This is a genomic window from Achromobacter sp. NCFB-sbj8-Ac1-l (genome assembly GCF_052695805.1).
Genome location: NZ_CP199812.1, coordinates 4,419,391 through 4,435,364, shown reverse-complemented (window position 1 = coordinate 4,435,364; position 15,974 = coordinate 4,419,391). Strand labels below are relative to the sequence as shown.

General features: G+C 67.5%; 16 protein-coding genes. 6 read left to right on the top strand and 10 right to left on the bottom strand.

Annotated elements, in window-relative coordinates; translation table 11 throughout:
• Position 1 precedes the first annotated feature (1 nt).
• Complete coding sequence (locus ACUDP5_RS20280) at positions 2-811, top strand: shikimate dehydrogenase family protein (protein ID WP_445657044.1); 810 nt, start codon at positions 2-4, stop codon at positions 809-811.
• A 17-nt stretch (positions 812-828) separates the two neighbouring features.
• A complete protein-coding gene (locus tag ACUDP5_RS20275; RefSeq protein ID WP_445657043.1) occupies positions 829-2,427 on the top strand; it encodes a GMC family oxidoreductase in 1,599 nt (532 codons plus the stop codon).
• A 73-nt stretch (positions 2,428-2,500) separates the two neighbouring features.
• Here the strand turns inward: ACUDP5_RS20275 and ACUDP5_RS20270 are convergent, their stop codons facing one another.
• The 7 genes from ACUDP5_RS20270 to ACUDP5_RS20240 are packed head-to-tail and all read right to left on the bottom strand — an operon-like array spanning position 2,501 to position 8,177.
• Entirely contained in the window at positions 2,501-3,604 is a 1,104-nt protein-coding gene (locus ACUDP5_RS20270) for a mandelate racemase/muconate lactonizing enzyme family protein (protein ID WP_445657042.1), read from the bottom strand.
• Between the two features lie 23 nt (positions 3,605-3,627).
• Positions 3,628-4,446, bottom strand: coding sequence for a transporter substrate-binding domain-containing protein (locus tag ACUDP5_RS20265; protein WP_445657041.1), 819 nt, complete (start codon positions 4,444-4,446; stop codon positions 3,628-3,630).
• 55 nt (positions 4,447-4,501) lie between these two features.
• Complete coding sequence (locus ACUDP5_RS20260) at positions 4,502-5,233, bottom strand: amino acid ABC transporter ATP-binding protein (protein ID WP_025140562.1); 732 nt, start codon at positions 5,231-5,233, stop codon at positions 4,502-4,504.
• Positions 5,217-5,876, bottom strand: coding sequence for an amino acid ABC transporter permease (locus ACUDP5_RS20255; protein WP_263913566.1), 660 nt, complete (start codon positions 5,874-5,876; stop codon positions 5,217-5,219). Before ACUDP5_RS20255 ends, ACUDP5_RS20260 begins: the two co-directional genes overlap by 17 nt.
• A gap of 11 nt (positions 5,877-5,887) precedes the next feature.
• Positions 5,888-6,571, bottom strand: coding sequence for an amino acid ABC transporter permease (locus tag ACUDP5_RS20250; RefSeq protein ID WP_445657040.1), 684 nt, complete (start codon positions 6,569-6,571; stop codon positions 5,888-5,890).
• Positions 6,572-6,608: 37 nt separating this feature from the next.
• Positions 6,609-7,841: a UxaA family hydrolase gene (locus tag ACUDP5_RS20245; protein ID WP_445657039.1), complete on the bottom strand. Its 1,233-nt coding sequence runs from the start codon at positions 7,839-7,841 to the stop codon at positions 6,609-6,611.
• A gap of 9 nt (positions 7,842-7,850) precedes the next feature.
• Complete coding sequence (locus ACUDP5_RS20240) at positions 7,851-8,177, bottom strand: UxaA family hydrolase (RefSeq protein WP_445657038.1); 327 nt, start codon at positions 8,175-8,177, stop codon at positions 7,851-7,853.
• Positions 8,178-8,429: 252 nt separating this feature from the next.
• On the opposite strand from ACUDP5_RS20240, the gene ACUDP5_RS20235 reads away from it, so the two are divergent.
• From ACUDP5_RS20235 to ACUDP5_RS20225, 3 genes are read left to right on the top strand one after another with little or no spacing between them, the layout of a single operon-like run.
• Positions 8,430-9,200 (top strand): SDR family oxidoreductase, encoded by a 771-nt coding sequence (locus ACUDP5_RS20235; protein ID WP_445657037.1) that lies wholly within the window; start codon positions 8,430-8,432, stop codon positions 9,198-9,200.
• A gap of 37 nt (positions 9,201-9,237) precedes the next feature.
• Positions 9,238-10,092: a fumarylacetoacetate hydrolase family protein gene (locus ACUDP5_RS20230; protein WP_445657036.1), complete on the top strand. Its 855-nt coding sequence runs from the start codon at positions 9,238-9,240 to the stop codon at positions 10,090-10,092.
• 27 nt (positions 10,093-10,119) lie between these two features.
• Positions 10,120-11,007: an IclR family transcriptional regulator gene (locus tag ACUDP5_RS20225; RefSeq protein WP_445657035.1), complete on the top strand. Its 888-nt coding sequence runs from the start codon at positions 10,120-10,122 to the stop codon at positions 11,005-11,007.
• Between the two features lie 16 nt (positions 11,008-11,023).
• Here the strand turns inward: ACUDP5_RS20225 and ACUDP5_RS20220 are convergent, their stop codons facing one another.
• The 3 genes from ACUDP5_RS20220 to ACUDP5_RS20210 all read right to left on the bottom strand — a co-directional run bounded on the left by ACUDP5_RS20220 (position 11,024) and on the right by ACUDP5_RS20210 (position 14,589).
• Entirely contained in the window at positions 11,024-12,160 is a 1,137-nt protein-coding gene (locus ACUDP5_RS20220; protein ID WP_445657034.1) for an AAA family ATPase, read from the bottom strand.
• Positions 12,157-13,038 carry an RNA ligase family protein gene (locus ACUDP5_RS20215; RefSeq protein WP_263913574.1) on the bottom strand — a complete coding sequence of 294 codons (882 nt, stop codon included), beginning with the start codon at positions 13,036-13,038 and terminating at the stop codon, positions 12,157-12,159. The genes ACUDP5_RS20220 and ACUDP5_RS20215 overlap by 4 nt, the downstream gene beginning before the upstream one ends.
• A gap of 507 nt (positions 13,039-13,545) precedes the next feature.
• Positions 13,546-14,589 (bottom strand): alpha/beta hydrolase, encoded by a 1,044-nt coding sequence (locus tag ACUDP5_RS20210; RefSeq protein ID WP_263913575.1) that lies wholly within the window; start codon positions 14,587-14,589, stop codon positions 13,546-13,548.
• Between the two features lie 201 nt (positions 14,590-14,790).
• Between ACUDP5_RS20210 and ACUDP5_RS20205 the strand changes: the two genes are divergently transcribed.
• Positions 14,791-15,969: a beta-lactamase family protein gene (locus ACUDP5_RS20205; protein ID WP_263913576.1), complete on the top strand. Its 1,179-nt coding sequence runs from the start codon at positions 14,791-14,793 to the stop codon at positions 15,967-15,969.
• Positions 15,970-15,974: the final 5 nt, after the last annotated feature.

Here is a 15,974-nt window from a genome sequence, read left to right as displayed (position 1 = left end):
AATGAAGGAAATCAGCGGCAATACGCGCTTGTTCGGCATCCTGGCCGACCCCATCTACCACGTGAAGACGCCGCAGCGCATGAACGAGCACTTCGCGCGCATCGGCTTTGACGGCGTGTGCGTGCCGTTCCATGCGCGGCCCGACAACCTGGCCGAGGTGGTGGCGGGCCTGCGCCGCCTGGAAAACCTGGGCGGCCTGATTGTCACCATGCCGCACAAGACGGCCATCCTGGCGCTGGCCGACGAGGCCACGCCGGTGGCGCGCAAGATCGGCGCGGCCAATGTGGTGCGGCGCGAGGCCGACGGCCGCCTGGTGGCGCACATGCTGGACGGCGAAGGCTTCGTGCGCGGCCTGCGCACGGCGGGCGTGTCGCCCGAGGGCAAGAGCGCCTACCTGGCCGGCGCCGGCGGCGCGGCCAACGCCATCGGCTTTGCGCTGGTGCAGGCGGGCGTGTCGCGCCTGACCATCGCCAACCGCACGCCGGCCAAGGCCGAAGACCTGAAGGGCCGCATCCTGTCGCTGCATCCGCAGGCCCGCATCGATGTCGGCACGGCCGACCCGTCGGGCCACGACCTGGTGGTCAACGGCACGTCGCTGGGCATGAAGGAAGACGATGCGCTGCCGCTGGATGTACAGCGCCTGACGCCGGACCAGCTGGTGTGCGAAGTCATCATGCAGCCCAAGGACACGCCGTTGCTGCGGGCCGCGCAGGCGCGCGGCTGCCGGGTGCACTATGGCGCGCCGATGCTGGCCGGGCAGATCGAGCTGATGGCGGAAATGATGGGCGTGGCGCCCGCCGCGCAAGCCTGAGCCCGCGGAACCAGACGATGGGCGATTACGACTTCATTATCGCGGGCGGCGGCACCGCCGGCTGCATCCTGGCCAACCGGCTGTCGGCCGACGGCCGCCACCGGGTGCTGATGCTGGAAGCGGGCCATGAAGCCCGCAGCATGTGGATCGGGATTCCGGCGGGCTTTTCCAAGCTGCTGGTCAACCCGGACTACAACTGGCGCTTTGCCACCGAACCCGAAGACAACGTCCACGGCCGCACCATCGCCGTGCCGCGCGGCAAGGGCGTGGGCGGCTCGACGCTGATCAACGGCATGATCTACGTGCGCGGCCAGCCGGCCGACTACGACGGCTGGGAGGCCGCGGGCGCCACCGGCTGGGGCTATCGCCAGGCCGAACGCGTATTCCGCAAGATCGAGCACTACGAACCCGGCGACGCCAGCCGTGGCAAGAGCGGGCCGATGCACCTGGAAGAAGTGGCCGAGCGCTTTCCGGTGTCCGATGCGTTCTTGCGCGCGGCCCAGGAAGACGGCCTGCCGCTGAACCCGGACTACAACGGCGGCAAGCAGGACGGCGTGGGCTATTACCAGGTGCTGCAGCATCGCGGCCGCCGCTGGAGCGTGGTGGACGGCTACCTGAAACCCGCCGCCGGGCGCAAGAACCTGACAGTGGAATGCGGCGCGCACGTGACCCGGCTGCTGTTCGAGGGCAAGCGCTGCGTGGGCGTGGCCTATCGCCAGAACGGCCGCGAATTCACCGTGCGGGCCCGTCGCGAGACGCTGGTGTGCCTGGGGGCGGTGCAGTCGCCGCAACTGCTGGAACTGTCTGGTATCGGCAACCCGGCGCTGTTGCAGTCCTTGGGCATCGCGCTGGTGCATGCGCAGCCGCAGGTGGGCGAAAACTACATCGACCACTTCGCCACGCGCATGAACTGGCGGGTCAAGAATACGGTGACGCTGAACGAGATGTCGCGCGGCTGGCGGCTGGCGCAGCAGGTGGCGCGCTACTACACGCAGCGCAAGGGCATCCTGACGCTGGGAACAGGCCTCGTGCACGGCTTCATCAAGAGCGCGCCGGACCTGCCCGCGCCCGACGTGCAGTATTTCTTCGTGCATGCCAGCTACGCCAACGCGGCCGAGCGCATCCTGGACCGGCATCCGGGCATGACGCTGGGCGTGGCGCAGTTGCGGCCCGAATCGGTGGGCACCATCCACATCAAGTCGGCCGATCCGCTGGCGGCGCCCGCGATCCGGCCGAATTTCCTGTCGGCGCAGGTCGACCGCGACAGCCTGGTGGGCGGCATGCGGGTGGCGCGGCGCATCGTGCAGCGGCCGGCGTTGCAGCACTACGTCGAGGCCGAACTCAGCCCGGGGCCGGCGGTGGAGACCGACGCGCAATGGCTGGACTTTGCCCGCCGCAATGGCCAGACGATCTATCACCCGATCGGTACCTGCCGCATGGGGTCGGACGCCGCCGCGGTGACCGACGTGCGGCTGCGGGTCAACGGCGTGTCCGGGCTGCGGGTGGTGGATGCCTCGGTGATGCCGAAGATGGTGTCCGGCAATACCCAGGCGGCGGTGATGATGGTGGCCGAGCGCGGGGCCGAGATGATCCTGGAAGACGCCGCCGCGGCGTAAGGGCGGGGCTTCGGTGCAGGCAGCCGCCCGGCGACGGGCGCTGCCGTCGCCGGCCCCACGCCCGCTTTGTGCTTCAGTCGTGCCGGCTTCGATGCAGCGTCAGCTTGCCGATGCGGTCCCAGTCCCAGGCGATGCCCAGGCCGGGTTCGTCCGACGGGATGGCGCGGCCCTGCTCGATGCGCATGCCGCGTTCGGTCACCATGTCCAGCTGCGGAATGTATTCCAGCCAGCGGCTGTTGGGCACGGCGCAGCACAGGGCCACGTGGATCTCCATCAGGAAGTGCGGGCACACCGGCACGTTGCAGGCCTCGGCCATGTGCGCCACCTTCAGCCAGGGCGTGATGCCACCGATGCGGCCCACGTCCACCTGCACGATCGAGCAGGCGTCGCTTTGCAGGTAGTCCTTGAACTGCGACAGGCTGTAGAGCGATTCGCCGACGGCGATCGGCAGGGTGGTGGATGCGCTCAGGCGGCGGTGCGCCTGCACGTCGTCGGCGTGAATGGGCTCTTCGAACCAGGCCAGGTCCAGCGGTTCGAAGCAGCGGGCCCGGCGGATGGCTTCGGGCAGGGAAAAGCCCTGGTTGGCGTCCGTCATGATGTCCCAGCCCGGGCCGACGGCGGCGCGCACGGCCGCCAGCCGCGCCACGTCTTCGGCGACGTGGGGCTTGCCGACCTTGAGCTTGGCGCCGCCAAAGCCGGCTTCGCGCGCCTTCAGGGCTTCTTCCACCAGCTGCGTCTCGGTCAGGTGCAGCCAGCCGCCTTCGGTGGAATACAGCGGAATGTCCGCCTTGGCGCCGCCCGCCAGCTGGTGCAGCGGCAGCTTGGCGCGGCGGGCGCGCAGGTCCCACAAGGCGGTGTCGATGGCGGCCAGCGCGATGGACGTCAGCGCGCCGACGGTGGTGGCGTGCACGCGGTACATCAGGTCGCGCCACAGTTGCTCGATGTAGTCGGCATCGCGGCCCAGCAGCAGCGGCGCCAGGTGGTCGTCCAGCAGGCGCACCACCGACGAGCCGCCGGTGCCGATGGTGTAGCTGTAGCCGGTGCCGGTGACGCCGTCGGCGTCCGTGATGCGCACGATGGGGGTTTCCTGGCGCTCGAAGCTTTGCACGGCGTCGGTACGCTTGACCTTGGGCTGCAGGTCCACCTGCAGAATGTCGACGGAGACGATGCAGGCCATGTCGGGTTCTCCTGGGCGAGGTATCAGCCGCCGACCTTGGCGACTTCCTGCGGCAGGTCGACGCCGTGGAACTGTTTGTAGATGGTGTTGAGTTCGCCGTTCTTCAGGTTGGCGCGCACCCAGTCATCCAGCTTGGCCTTGAGCGCCGGCTCGTTCTTGCGCAGGCCGATGGCCAGCATGTTCAGGCGCATCACGAACTTCGATTCCATCTGCTTGGCGGGCGCCTTGTCGTTGATGGTGCGCAAGAGGGCGGGGGCGGTGGCGAAGATGTCGGCCTGGCCGCTGACCACGGCCGTGATCGAGGTGGCGTCGTCGTCGAAGCGGATGATCTGTGCGTCCTTGGGGGCGATCTTGGTCAGCTCGGTGTCGTTGGTGGTGCCGCGGGTGGCAATGACCTTCTTGTTGGACAGGTCGACCGCGCTGGTCAGCGTCATGCTCTTGGGGGCGCCCACCACGGCCAGGATGGCAGCGTAGGGCACCGAAAAGTCGATGACCTTCTGGCGCTCGGGCGTGACGGACATGCTGGAGATGACAATGTCGGCCTTGTTGGTCTGCAGGAAGGGCACGCGGTTGGCGCCGGTGGTGGGCACGATTTCCAGTTCCACGCCCAGGCCCTTGGCCAACAGGCGCGCGGTTTCCACGTCGGACCCGGTGGAATGGAGCGCGGCGTCTTTCATGCCGTAGGGCGGCACGCCCAGGTCGATGGCCACGCGCAGCTTCTTGGCCTTCATGATGTCGTCGAGCTGGTCGGCGTGGGCCGCGCCGGTGGCGGCCAGGGCGCCGGTCAGCGCCAGGCCGAGGAAGGCGGCGCGCAGCCGCGGCAGGAATACGGGCGTGTTCATGCAGGTGTCTCCAGTGTCTTGGTGTTGTGGTTATTGCTGCGAGAGGGCGGCGGCGTTACAGGCCGCTGCCCAGGAACTGCCGCAGTTCCGGCGTGGCGGGGGCCGACAGCATGCTGGACGGCCCCTGTTCCCAGACCTGCCCCTGGTGCATGAAGATGACCTTGTCGGCCACTTCACGCGCAAACGCCATTTCGTGCGTGACCAGGATCATGGTCATGCCGTCGGCGGCCAGGTTTTCCATCACCTTCAGCACTTCGCCCGTCAGTTCGGGGTCCAGCGCCGAGGTCACTTCGTCGAACAGCATCACCTTGGGCTGCATCGCCAGCGACCGGGCGATGGCCACGCGCTGCTGCTGGCCGCCCGACAACTGCTCGGGATAGGCGTCGGCCTTGTCGGCCAGGCCGACGTGTTCCAGCGCCTGCATGGCCTGTTCGCGCGCCTGGGCCGGTTTGACGCCCTTGACCGAGCGCGGCGCCAGCGTGATGTTCTGCAGCGCGGTCATGTGCGGGAACAGGTTGTAGCTCTGGAACACGATGCCCACGTCCTTGCGCAGCGCCCGCAGATCCAGCTTGTCGCTGTCGTGCAGCGCATGGCCGCAGACGTGGATGGTGCCGCCGTCGGTGGTCTCCAGGCGGTCCATGCAGCGCAGCGCGGTGCTCTTGCCCGAGCCGCTCTTGCCGATGATGGCGGCGACCTCGCCACGGTTGACGGAAAACGACACGCCGCGCAGCACGTGGGTGCCGCCAAAGCGTTTGTGGACCTGGTCCAGTTCAACGACGGGTTGCATTCAGTCTCCTTTCCAAGGAACGGCTCCAGCGTGACAGCGGGTAGCACATGAGGAAGTACAGGACGGCCGCGCAGCCGAAATACACGAAGGGCTGGAAGGTCGAGTTGTTCAGGATCTTGGCGTTGTAGGCCAGCTCGGCGTAGCCGATCACCAGCGAGGCGATCGAGGTGTTCTTGATGATCTGCACCAGGAAGCCGACGGTGGGCGGGGTGGCGATGCGCAGGGCCTGCGGCAGCACCACCTTGGCCATGCGCTGCAGCCGCGACAGGCCCAGGCATTCGGCCGCTTCCCATTGGTTCTTCGGCACGGCCTGGATGCAGCCGCGCCAGATTTCGCCCAGGAAGGCGCTGGCGTACACGGACATGGCCAGCGCGGCGGCGGCCAGGGCCGACAGCTCGCCCAGGCCGAACAGGCTGGGCCCGAAAAAGCACAGGCCCATCAGCACCAATAGCGGCGTGCCCTGGATGACCTGGATATAGCCGGCGGCCGCCAGGCGCAGCAGCTTGCGCGGCGCCACCCGGGCCAGCGCCAGCAGCAGGCCGGCCGCGCCGCCGCCCACGAAGGTCCAGGCCGACAGCTTGATGGTGCCCCAGGCGCCTTGCAGCAGGTACAGGGCGTGTTCGTCGGGAATGAAGAAAGCCATGGCGCGGGTCCTTACAGCGACGTGCCGAGCTTGCGCCGGCGCGGGAACACGATCTGCGCCAGCAGCCAGAAACCCAGTCGCATCAGCCACGACAACGCCAGGTATACGCCCCACAGCACGATGAAGACTTCGAAGTTGCGATAGGTGTCGGACTGGATGCGGTTGGCCACGCCCAGCAGTTCCTCGGCGCCCACCGCCGACATGATGCTGGAGGCCAGCATCAGCAGGACGAACTGGCTGGTCAGCGACGGATACACGCGTTCGACCGCCGGGCGCAGCACCACGTGCCAGAACACTTGCGGGCGCGACAGCGCCAGGCATTCGCCGGCTTCGAGCTGGTCCCTGGGAATGGATTCGATGCCGGCCCGCATGATTTCGCAGGTATAGGCGCCGATGTTGATGACCAGCGCCAGCACTGCACCGGTCATGATCGACATCGTCAGCCCGGCGCTGGACAGGCCGAAGATCAGGAAATAGGCCTGGATCAGGAGCGGCGTGTTGCGGATCAGCTCGACGTAGCCGCCGGCCAGCGCCCGCAGCCAGCCCAGCCGGCTGTTGCGCGCCAGGGCGCACAGCGTGCCCAGCACGAAGCCCAGCACCGTAGCCAGGAAAGACAGCTTGACCGTGACCCAGGCGCCTTGCGCCAGCAAGGGCCATTGTTCGAGCACGGACGCGAAATCAAACGTGTAGTTCACTACGTCACTCCTTGGGCCGGCTGGCTGCGCGGGCCGGTCAGGCCGCGCGGCTCAGCGGCAGGCAGGACGGGCCGATGGGCTCGAACGCCTTGTAGGTCAGGATGAATTCGCGGTGCCCCAGGTCTTCGGACTTGCTGGGGGCGCCGTTGGCCACCGCCGCGACCTGGGCGTGGATTTCCTCGGCAACCTCTTGCAGCGTGCCGCGGCCTTCCAGGATGCGGCCGGCGTCCACGTCCATGTCTTCGCCCAGCGCACGGTAGGTGTCGGGGTTGGCGCAGACCTTGATGACGGGCGAGACCGCCGACCCCACCACCGAGCCGCGGCCGGTGGTGAACAGGATCACGTGCGAACCGCAGGCGATCAGCTCGACGATTTCGGCGTTGTCGCTGATGTTGGGAAAGCCGAAGCGCGGCTCGCCGTCGGGCACCACGTCCAGCAGATACAGGCCGCCAAAAGGCGGCACGTCGCCGGGCTTGATGATGCCGTCGATGGGCGAGGCGCCGCTCTTGGCGTAGGCGCCCAGCGATTTTTCTTCGATGGTGGACAGGCCGCCGTCGGCGTTGCCGGGGGCGAAGCTGCCGTGGCCCATGATGCTGTAGTAGCGCGCGGCCTTGTTGACGCAGGCCACGATCTCGTCGCCCAGTTCGGGGGTGGCGGCGCGGCGGCGCATGTGGAATTCGCAGCCGACCAGTTCGCCGGTTTCTTCGAAGATACAGGTGGCGTCCTGGGCGATGAGCATGTCGAAGGCGCGACCCACCGCCGGATTGGCGGTGATGCCGCTGGTGCCGTCGGAGCCGCCGCAAATGGTGCCCACCACCAGTTCGTTCCAGCCCATCGGCACGCGGGCCTGCCCCGCCAGTTGTTGGGCGGTGGCGCGGACCCAATCGCGGCCCGCCGCCACCGTGCTGCGGGTGCCGCCGCGCTGCTGGATGGTCAGCGTGTGGACCGGCCGGCCGGAATCGGCGATGGCCGCTTCCAGCTTGCGCTTGTTCATGCTCTCGCAGCCCAGCGACACCAGCAATGCGGCGCCCACGTTGGGATGCGTGGCGATGGCCGTCATCATCTGCTCGGCATAGGCGTTGGGGTAGCAGCCGGGAAAGCCCACCAGGTGCACCTGCACATCGCCGGTCAGGTCGCGGAAATCCAGCGCGATCTCGCGGGCCACGTGGTGGGCGCATTCCACCAGGTAGGCCACGACGACCACGTTGCGTATGCCTTTGCGGCCGTCGGCGCGCGGGTAGCCCTGCAAGGGCGGGGTCAGATCCGTCATGGGAAAACCTCAGTGCCGGTCGGTGAAGGCGTGACCTTCTTCCAACGTGTAGGTGGGGGTGTAGTCGCTGTCCAGGTTGTGGGTATGGATGTGGTCCCCGGCGGCGACGGCGGTGGTCAGGCTGCCGATGACGGCGCCGTACTTCAGGATCTTTTCGCCGGCCGGCATGGCGTGGCGCGCCAGCTTGTGGCCCAGGCCCAGCGGCGTGGCGATGAGGGCGGTGCCGGTTTCCAGCTGCACACGGGCGCCGGCGGGCAGGGCGCTGCGCACGATCAGGCAGTTGTCTTCGGGGGAAATCAGCAATAGCTGAGGGTCCAGGGGGGCTTGTCTCGTCATGATTTTTTAGGAATGATTGTTTTGCGTATAAAAGCAAGTTTCATATCAGAGGTCAACATTGGTTTTCCCGAATTTTGGAATATTTGAAGGAAATTCGGGTAATTACCGATGGGTGCAGGCTTGCGCCGGCTTGCTGCATGCTAAATTTCCCGTGTATTGTGTTTTACAAATGAAATTCAATTTTCATTAAATGGATCCGGCGCAGGCCTTTGCGGCGACGCCGGGCCGCCTTACCCACCCGAGAGAAGAGACATGACCCTACGTTTGCAAGACAAGCGCGCGCTGGTCACCGCGGCCGGCAATGGCATCGGCCGCGCCAGCGCCCTGGCCCTGGCCCGCGAAGGCGCCCAGGTCTGGGCCACCGACATCAGCGAAGACGCGCTGGCCGACCTGGCGCGCGAGGCCCGCGAGGCCGGCCTGACCGGCCTGCGCACCCGCGTGCTGAACGTGCGCGACAACGCCGCGGTGGCCGACTGCGCCCGCGAGACCGGCGCGGTGGACGTGCTGTTCAACTGCGCGGGCTTCGTGCACGCCGGCAGCATCCTGGACTGCGAGGAAGCCGATTGGGACTTCAGCATGGACCTGAACGTCAAGGCCATGTATCGCACCATTCGCGCCTACCTGCCGCTGATGCTCGAGCGCGGCGGTTCGATCATCAACATGGCTTCGGCCGCATCCAGCGTGAAGGGCGTGCCCAACCGCTTCGTCTACGGTGCGTCCAAGGCCGCGGTGATCGGCCTGAGCAAGGCGGTGGCCGCCGACTTCGTGGCGCGCGGCATCCGCTGCAACGCCATCTGCCCCGGCACCATCGAATCGCCGTCGCTGCGCGACCGCATCGCGGCGCAGGCCCGCCAGCAAGGCAACGACGAGGCTACGGTGCGCGCCGCCTTCGTGGCGCGCCAGCCCATCGGCCGCGTCGGACGGGTGGACGAAGTGGCGGCGCTGGTGGTCTACCTGGCCAGCGACGAATCCGGCTTCACTACCGGTACCATCCAGGTTATCGACGGCGGCTGGTCCAACTGACCGGCCGGCCTCTTTCATTCCCTTCCAAGGATTACGCATGAAACTCGTACGCTACGGCCAACCCGGCCAGGAAAAACCCGGCCTGATCGATGCCCAGGGCGCCTTGCGCGACCTGTCCGGCGTGGTCGGCGACATCGATGCCGGCGCCATCGCCCCGGCCTCGCTGGCCAAGCTGGCCAAGCTGGACGCGGCCTCGCTGCCGCGCGTGGACGGCGCGGTGCGCTACGGCTGCCCCGTGAACGGCGTGGGCAAGATCGTCTGCGTGGGGCTGAACTACGCCGACCACGCGGCCGAGTCCGGCCTGCCGGTGCCGGCCGAACCGGTGCTGTTCCTGAAACCCAGCTCGTCCATCACCGGCCCCAACGACCCGGTCATCATTCCGCGCAACTCGGTCAAGACCGACTGGGAAGTCGAGCTGGGCATCGTCATCGGCAAAAAGGCGTCCTACGTCGAAGAAAGCGAGGCCCTGGAGTACGTGGCAGGCTACGCCGTGGTCAACGACGTGTCCGAACGCGAATACCAGATCGAACGCGGCGGCCAGTGGGACAAGGGCAAGGGCTGCGACACCTTCGCCCCGATCGGCCCGTGGCTGGTCACCCGCGACGAGATCGCCGACCCGCAGAACCTGGACATGTGGCTGGAGGTCAACGGCCACCGCTACCAGAACGGCAGCACCCGCACCATGGTGTTCGGCGTGGCCACGCTGGTCAGCTACATCAGCCAGTTCATGACGCTGCAGCCCGGCGATGTCATCAGCACCGGCACGCCGCCGGGCGTGGGCCTGGGCCAGAAGCCGCCGGTCTACCTGAAGGCGGGCGACGTGATGCGCCTGTCCATCGCCGGCCTGGGCGAACAGCGCCAGGTTCTGCAGGCCTGGTCGCGGGTCGAATAAAATTCGGTTCCCACCCAGAGCCACGCCATGACCGCAACCAAGAAATCCGCCTCCGCCCGCGCGACGCCCAAGACCGATGTGCCGGCTGACGTTCTGGCCGAATCCCCGGCAGACGCGTCCGCCGAAAGCCCGGGCGCGCAACGCTACGCGGCGCCCGCCCTGGAAAAGGGGCTGGATATCCTGGAAGCGCTGGCGGCCAGCCCGGCCGGCTACACGCTGGCCGAGCTGGCCCAGAAGATCGGCCGCAGCGTCAGCGAGATCTTCCGCATGGCGGTGACGCTGCAGCGACGCGGTTTCGTGCAGGTCGACGAAAACGACCGCTACACGCTGACGCTCAAGATGTTCGAGCTGGCGCACCGCCAGCAGCCGCTGAAATCGCTGGTCAGCGTGGCCCTGCCGCTTTTGCGCGAGTTGGCCAACCGTGCCCGCCAGTCGTGCCACCTGGCCGTGTACCAGGGCGGCCGGGTGGTGGTCATTGCCCAGGTCGACAGCCCCGAGCGCTGGTCCTTCGGCCTGAAGGTGGGCGTGATGATGGGCCTGACCGATACCTCGTCGGGTCACGTGCTGCTGGCGTTTCGCGACGAAGTCGAACGCACCCGCATGCTGGCCGCGCACATCAAGGTCGAAGGCGAACTGGAATCCGACCCGGGCGAGCTGTTTTCCATTCTGGCCGACGTGCGCAAGAATGGCTGCGCCTGCATGGCCAGCCGCCAGATTCGCGGCATCACCAACGTGGCGTTTCCGGTGATGGGCGTGGGCAACCACGTCATCGCCGCGATCAACGTGCCGCACATCGAACGCATCGACCAGAAAGAATCGCCCAGCATCGCCCAGGTGCAGGAGATCGTCGGCAACGTGGCCAAGCGGCTGTCGACGCTGATGGGGTACAGCGGGTATCTGCCGGAACAGGCGTAGGCCGCGGGCGGCCGGGCTACACCGCGTACACCACGCGGTGCGCCTCGGTGGGCAGCGGCAGGTCCCAGCGATGCAGCATCGCCGTCAAGGTCTTGTTGGACAGGGACGTGTCGCGGCGGGTATTGCGCCGCAGGAGTTCGGCGCGCGGTTGCTCCAGGTACACCAGGTCCACCTCGGCGTGGTAGCTGTACAGCAAGTCCAGCGTCTTCTTGCGCATCAGTTCGCTCAGGTTGGTGGCGTTCCACACGAACGGCTGGCGCCTGCGCAGCAGGTCCTTGGCGCGATCCACCGCCAAGTGCGCGACCTTGCCCTCGTTCTTGCCGTGGGCCAGGCCCAGGGCTTCGCGGGCGTCGTCGAACGACACCACCGGCAGGTCGGGATGATGCCTGGCCACCCAGCTGTTCTTGCCGCTGGCCGGCAGGCCCGACATCACGATGACCTTGGACCCGGGCTCCTGGAACAAGGCGTAGTCCGGGTGCACCTGCGCACCGCGGAAATAGCTGACGGCGGTATGCGCATCGGCAAAGTGGCGAGGCTGGCCGAAACAGGCTTCGTCGCGGGCCACTTCGCAGAACAGCGCAATGTTGTCCAGCACCTTGCCCTGGTCGGCGCAGACGCGGCCGCGCATGTCGGCTTCGGCCAGCATCGCCAGCAAGCGAATGTCCAGCTGCCACGACAGTTCGCGCACGATGAATTCCGCCGATTTGCCGCGGCGCGATCCGGCCAGCGCGTAGAACGGCACCTGGTGCACGCTGATCAACCGGCAGATCGCTTCGCGCACGGCGAACGGCACGCCCGCGTCCCACAGCGCGATGCGGGCGTCGATGGCGCCCTTGCGCGAGTGGCCCGGCTGGCCGATGGCGCCCGTGACCGGGTCGATCACGGTGGTGCTGTGCTTGGCCATGTCGTGCAGCAGCGCGGCCAGGAAGACGATTTCCTGGTCGCCGCGGCTGGCCTCGCGATACTGCGGCAGCGCCAGCAAGGCCTCGACCACCATCTGCGTATGGGTCCATACATCGCCCTCGCCGTGGTAGCGCGGGTCTTGCGGCGTGGTCTTGGCCAGCTCCAGCGCCGGAAACGCCGCCAGGCAGGCCGCGAAGTCCGGTTGTTGGTCGGGGGCGGGCGCCAGGGCCCGCAGGTGTTCGTAGTTCATGATGCCTCCGGCGAGTGTGGGGCGGCCGCGCGCAGGGTGTCCCAGTCGACAGCCGGCTGGCTGGCGTACAGGTCCACGCCCGGCGCCAGCAGGTTGGGCACGTAGGGCTGTTCGGAATGGTGCTTGTCGGATTCCAGGATGGCCTGCACGAAATCCGCGCGCACCCACTTGTAGCGGGCAACGGTCTGGCCGCCGGATTCGACCTTGATGTACAGGCCTTCGGACAGGTCCGACTTGTCGCATTGCTGCCAGGCCATGGGCAGATCGTGGCCTTCGCGCCGCAGCGTTGCCTCGAAGGCGTTGCGCCACTGCGCGGTCTTGGCCAGCGAGGGCTGGAGCAGCGCCTTCAGGGCGGCCAGCCGGGTCGGCGCGATGCCTTCGAACAGCACCGGCACCGACAGCACCGGGCCGCCTGCCAGCAGGTCGCGGCGCGCCGCGGTCGACAGAAATTCACCGGTCTGGCGGTCCAGCACGTCGAATTCGAAGAAGTGATGCGGCAAGGCGTCGTAGAACACCGAGTGCTTCTTCGACATTGTTTCGCCGTACATCACGTAGCGGTCTTCCAGGCGTTGCAGCAGCCAGTCGGCATGGGCCTGGGCCCACGCCTTGATGAAATTGAACTGGCGTTCGCGGCCGCCGCCGACCAGGTAGTGGCCGCGCGATTGCAGCAGCAGTTCGCCCGCCGGGCTGAAGCTGATGCCGGTGTTGGCACCGTCCAGCTTTTCTTCCACCACCAGGAACTGGCCCTGCAGGTGGCGGTAGGGAACGTGGTCGTGGCCCTCGTCGCCGTCCTGCAGGCGCGAGCCTTCCAGGTGCGGGGTGCGGGGGTAGCGATAGAGGTCGAAGGATTGCGCGTGCGCGCGCGGATCGGGCGTCATGGAACTTCTCCAGGCAAAGTGGGGAAGCCGACGACGCGGTCTGACGGGGAAGGGGAGGCGAGTGTGTGTTGCGCTTTCCGGAACCGCGCCTGCCGTGCGAGAGGCTCAAGACGCAGGCGTCGAGCCGCAAAGACGGACAGGCAGACCGCGATTACCCGGAAAGGGAAGTCGTCGGCGATTAGGCGAATTGACGGATGGCAGACACGGTTGCACTCGGAAAGAAAGGGGGTGAAAAGAAGGCTGCGTGAAAAGCAGGGCGCCATCCTAAGGCGGGGCAATGCCGGTTGTCAATGCGGGCCTGCCAAAATGCTGCATTGTGCGGGTGACGTGTGCATCGCAACTGCTCGTGACCACTGTGCGTGGTCATTGTTCAAGGCCGTTCTTTGTGGCTTTCGCCCTACAGCCCAGCGTTTGTAAAACGAAAATACAGCCTGTACTTTGTTTTCGGTCATGCGGGGCAATGTACGCATTGAGTATCGTGCACGCCTTTGCCCCGCGTGTCGGTCCCTACAGCCGTGTCACCTGCAACACCGCATCGGCAAACGCCTTGGGCGCTTCCTGCGGCAGGTTGTGGCCGATGCCGCCGGTGATGTCGCGGTGCTGGTACTTGCCGGTGAACTGCCTGGCGTACGCGGCGGGGGGCGGGTGCGGCGCGCCGTTGGCGTCGCTTTCCAGGGTAATGGTGGGCAGGGCGATCTTGGGGGCCGCGGCCAGGCGGCGTTCCAGCTCGTCGTAGCGCGCTTCGCCCTGGGCCAGGCCCAGGCGCCAGCGGTAGTTGTGGATCACGATGGCGACGTGGTCGGGGTTGGCGAAGGCCTTGGCGCTGCGCGCATAGGTGGCATCGTCGAAGTCCCATTTGGGCGAGGCCAGTTTCCAGATCAGCTTGTTGAAGGCGTCCACGTTGGCGGCGTAGCCGGCCGCGCCGCGTTCGGTGGCGAAGTAGAACTGATACCACCACTGGAATTCGGCTTCGGGCGGCAGCGGCTTGCGGTTGCCTTCCTGGCTGCCGATCAGGTAGCCGCTGACCGATACCAGCGCCTGGCAGCGCTCGGGCCACAGCGCGGCCATGATGTTGGCGGTGCGCGCGCCCCAGTCGAAGCCGGCGATGACGGCCTTGGGAATCTTCAAGGCGTCCATCAGGGCGATGATGTCGACGGCCACCACGGCCTGTTCGCCGTTGCGGGCGGTGTCGGCCGACAGGAAGCGGGTGGTGCCGTAGCCGCGCAGGTGCGGCACGATGACGCGATAGCCGGCGGCGGTCAGTTGCGGCACGACGTCGATGAAGCTGTGGATGTCGTAGGGCCAGCCGTGCAGCAGCACGGCGACCGGGCCGCTGGACGGGCCGGCGTCGACATAGCCGATGTCCAGGTCGCCGGCGCGAATCTGGCGGATGGCGCTGAACGTGGTGCTGGCGGCCGATGGCGTGCCGTTGGCGGCGATTGGTGCGGCCAGCGCCTTGGCGTTCAGGCCCAGGTTCAACAGGCTGGCGCCGGCCAGGGCCGAGGTGGTGCCGAGCAGGCGGCGGCGTTGAGTGTCGATCGGGTCGGGCATGGTCGGGGTCTCCGGAAGGGGATGGGGGGCAGGGACGTTGTAGCCAGCCCAAGGGCGCGAAGGGTGTCGCAATGTACGGGCCGGGGGCGCGGATACATAAGGACGTAAATCTCTTGATCGTCCGGGCGCCCGGCGGTGCCGTGCGGGGAGAAAACCTGCGCACGGTTGTGCATTGCGCCCGGACTTGGCATGATCCGCGCCATGGCAACGGCACCCGCTTTCCGCACGACATCTTCCCGCCCCGGCCGCACGGTCTTGTGGCTGGCGCTGGGGCTGGCCGCGCTGGTGGCGGCGGCCTATGGGGCGACCGCCGTGATGGAGATTCCGCCACCGCCGCAATTGCTGCGGCTGGAGATCTCGGCGCCGTCGCGCCGCGGCGATCTGTTTCCGGTCCGCGAGGTGGCGGCGCCGGCGCAAGCGTCCGCGTTGCCGTCACGCCCGCAGCCGATGCCGGCCGTGGTGCCCTGGAAGGGCGGCGAGCTGCCGTTTGCGCAGTTCCTGGCGGGCACCGCCACGAATGCGTTCGTGGTGCTGCGCGAGGGTGGGGTGGCCTACGAGTGGTACCGGCCGGGCGTGGATGCGTCCACGCGGCTGTCGTCGTGGTCGATGGCCAAGTCCGTCGTGTCGCTGCTGGTGGGGCAGGCGATTGCGCGCGGCGAAATCCGCGAAGACGACCGCCTGACCGCGCTGCTGCCCGAACTGGCCGGCGCGGGCGATTACGACCGCATCACGCTGGGCCAGTTGCTGGACATGGCGTCGGGCATCGACGTGGCGGAAAACTACCGGCCCTACTGGCCCTTTACGGGCACGGCCCGGATGTACCTGACCCGCGATCTGCCCGGCTATGTGCAGACGCATCGCGCGATGCATTTCGTGCCGGGCAGCCAGGGCGACTACCGCAGCATCGATACGCAGCTGCTGGGCATGGTGCTGACCCGCGTGACGGGCCGGCCCCTGGCCGACCTGTTGGCCGAACGCCTGTGGCGGCCGATGGGGGCCGAGGCGCTGGCGACCTGGAACCTGGATACGCCGGGCGGCACCGAAAAGGCGTTCTGCTGCCTGAATGCCACGGCGCGCGATGTGGCGCGCATCGGCCAGCAGGTGCTGGAGGCGGGGCGCGGGCAGAGCGTCATCCCCGCTGAGTGGGTCGCGCGCATCGCCCGGCCGCCGACGCATCCGGTGGACGGCTGGGGCTATTCGGCGCAGTGGTGGCAGCGTGATCCGCAGGGCAGCCCGGATTTCGCGGCGGTGGGTATCCACGGCCAGTACCTGTACATCGATCCGGCCAGGCGCGTGGTGATCGTAAAGCTGAGCGACTACGGCGAGAACCAGGACGAAAAGGAAACCTACGACGCGCTGCGGGCGATTGCCGGGGGGTGACGGCG

Excerpts from the sequence above, each read along its gene's own strand:
- ACUDP5_RS20280 (WP_445657044.1), top strand. The coding sequence starts at position 2 with ATGAAGGAAATCAGCGGCAATACGCGCTTGTTCGGCATCCTGGCCGAC.
- ACUDP5_RS20275 (WP_445657043.1), top strand. The coding sequence starts at position 829 with ATGGGCGATTACGACTTCATTATCGCGGGCGGCGGCACCGCCGGCTGC.
- ACUDP5_RS20270 (WP_445657042.1), bottom strand. The coding sequence starts at position 3,604 with ATGGCCTGCATCGTCTCCGTCGACATTCTGCAGGTGGACCTGCAGCCC.
- ACUDP5_RS20265 (WP_445657041.1), bottom strand. The coding sequence starts at position 4,446 with ATGAACACGCCCGTATTCCTGCCGCGGCTGCGCGCCGCCTTCCTCGGC.
- ACUDP5_RS20260 (WP_025140562.1), bottom strand. The coding sequence starts at position 5,233 with ATGCAACCCGTCGTTGAACTGGACCAGGTCCACAAACGCTTTGGCGGC.
- ACUDP5_RS20255 (WP_263913566.1), bottom strand. The coding sequence starts at position 5,876 with ATGGCTTTCTTCATTCCCGACGAACACGCCCTGTACCTGCTGCAAGGC.
- ACUDP5_RS20245 (WP_445657039.1), bottom strand. The coding sequence starts at position 7,841 with ATGACGGATCTGACCCCGCCCTTGCAGGGCTACCCGCGCGCCGACGGC.
- ACUDP5_RS20240 (WP_445657038.1), bottom strand. The coding sequence starts at position 8,177 with ATGACGAGACAAGCCCCCCTGGACCCTCAGCTATTGCTGATTTCCCCC.
- ACUDP5_RS20235 (WP_445657037.1), top strand. The coding sequence starts at position 8,430 with ATGACCCTACGTTTGCAAGACAAGCGCGCGCTGGTCACCGCGGCCGGC.
- ACUDP5_RS20230 (WP_445657036.1), top strand. The coding sequence starts at position 9,238 with ATGAAACTCGTACGCTACGGCCAACCCGGCCAGGAAAAACCCGGCCTG.
- ACUDP5_RS20225 (WP_445657035.1), top strand. The coding sequence starts at position 10,120 with ATGACCGCAACCAAGAAATCCGCCTCCGCCCGCGCGACGCCCAAGACC.
- ACUDP5_RS20220 (WP_445657034.1), bottom strand. The coding sequence starts at position 12,160 with ATGAACTACGAACACCTGCGGGCCCTGGCGCCCGCCCCCGACCAACAA.
- ACUDP5_RS20215 (WP_263913574.1), bottom strand. The coding sequence starts at position 13,038 with ATGACGCCCGATCCGCGCGCGCACGCGCAATCCTTCGACCTCTATCGC.
- ACUDP5_RS20210 (WP_263913575.1), bottom strand. The coding sequence starts at position 14,589 with ATGCCCGACCCGATCGACACTCAACGCCGCCGCCTGCTCGGCACCACC.
- ACUDP5_RS20205 (WP_263913576.1), top strand. The coding sequence starts at position 14,791 with ATGGCAACGGCACCCGCTTTCCGCACGACATCTTCCCGCCCCGGCCGC.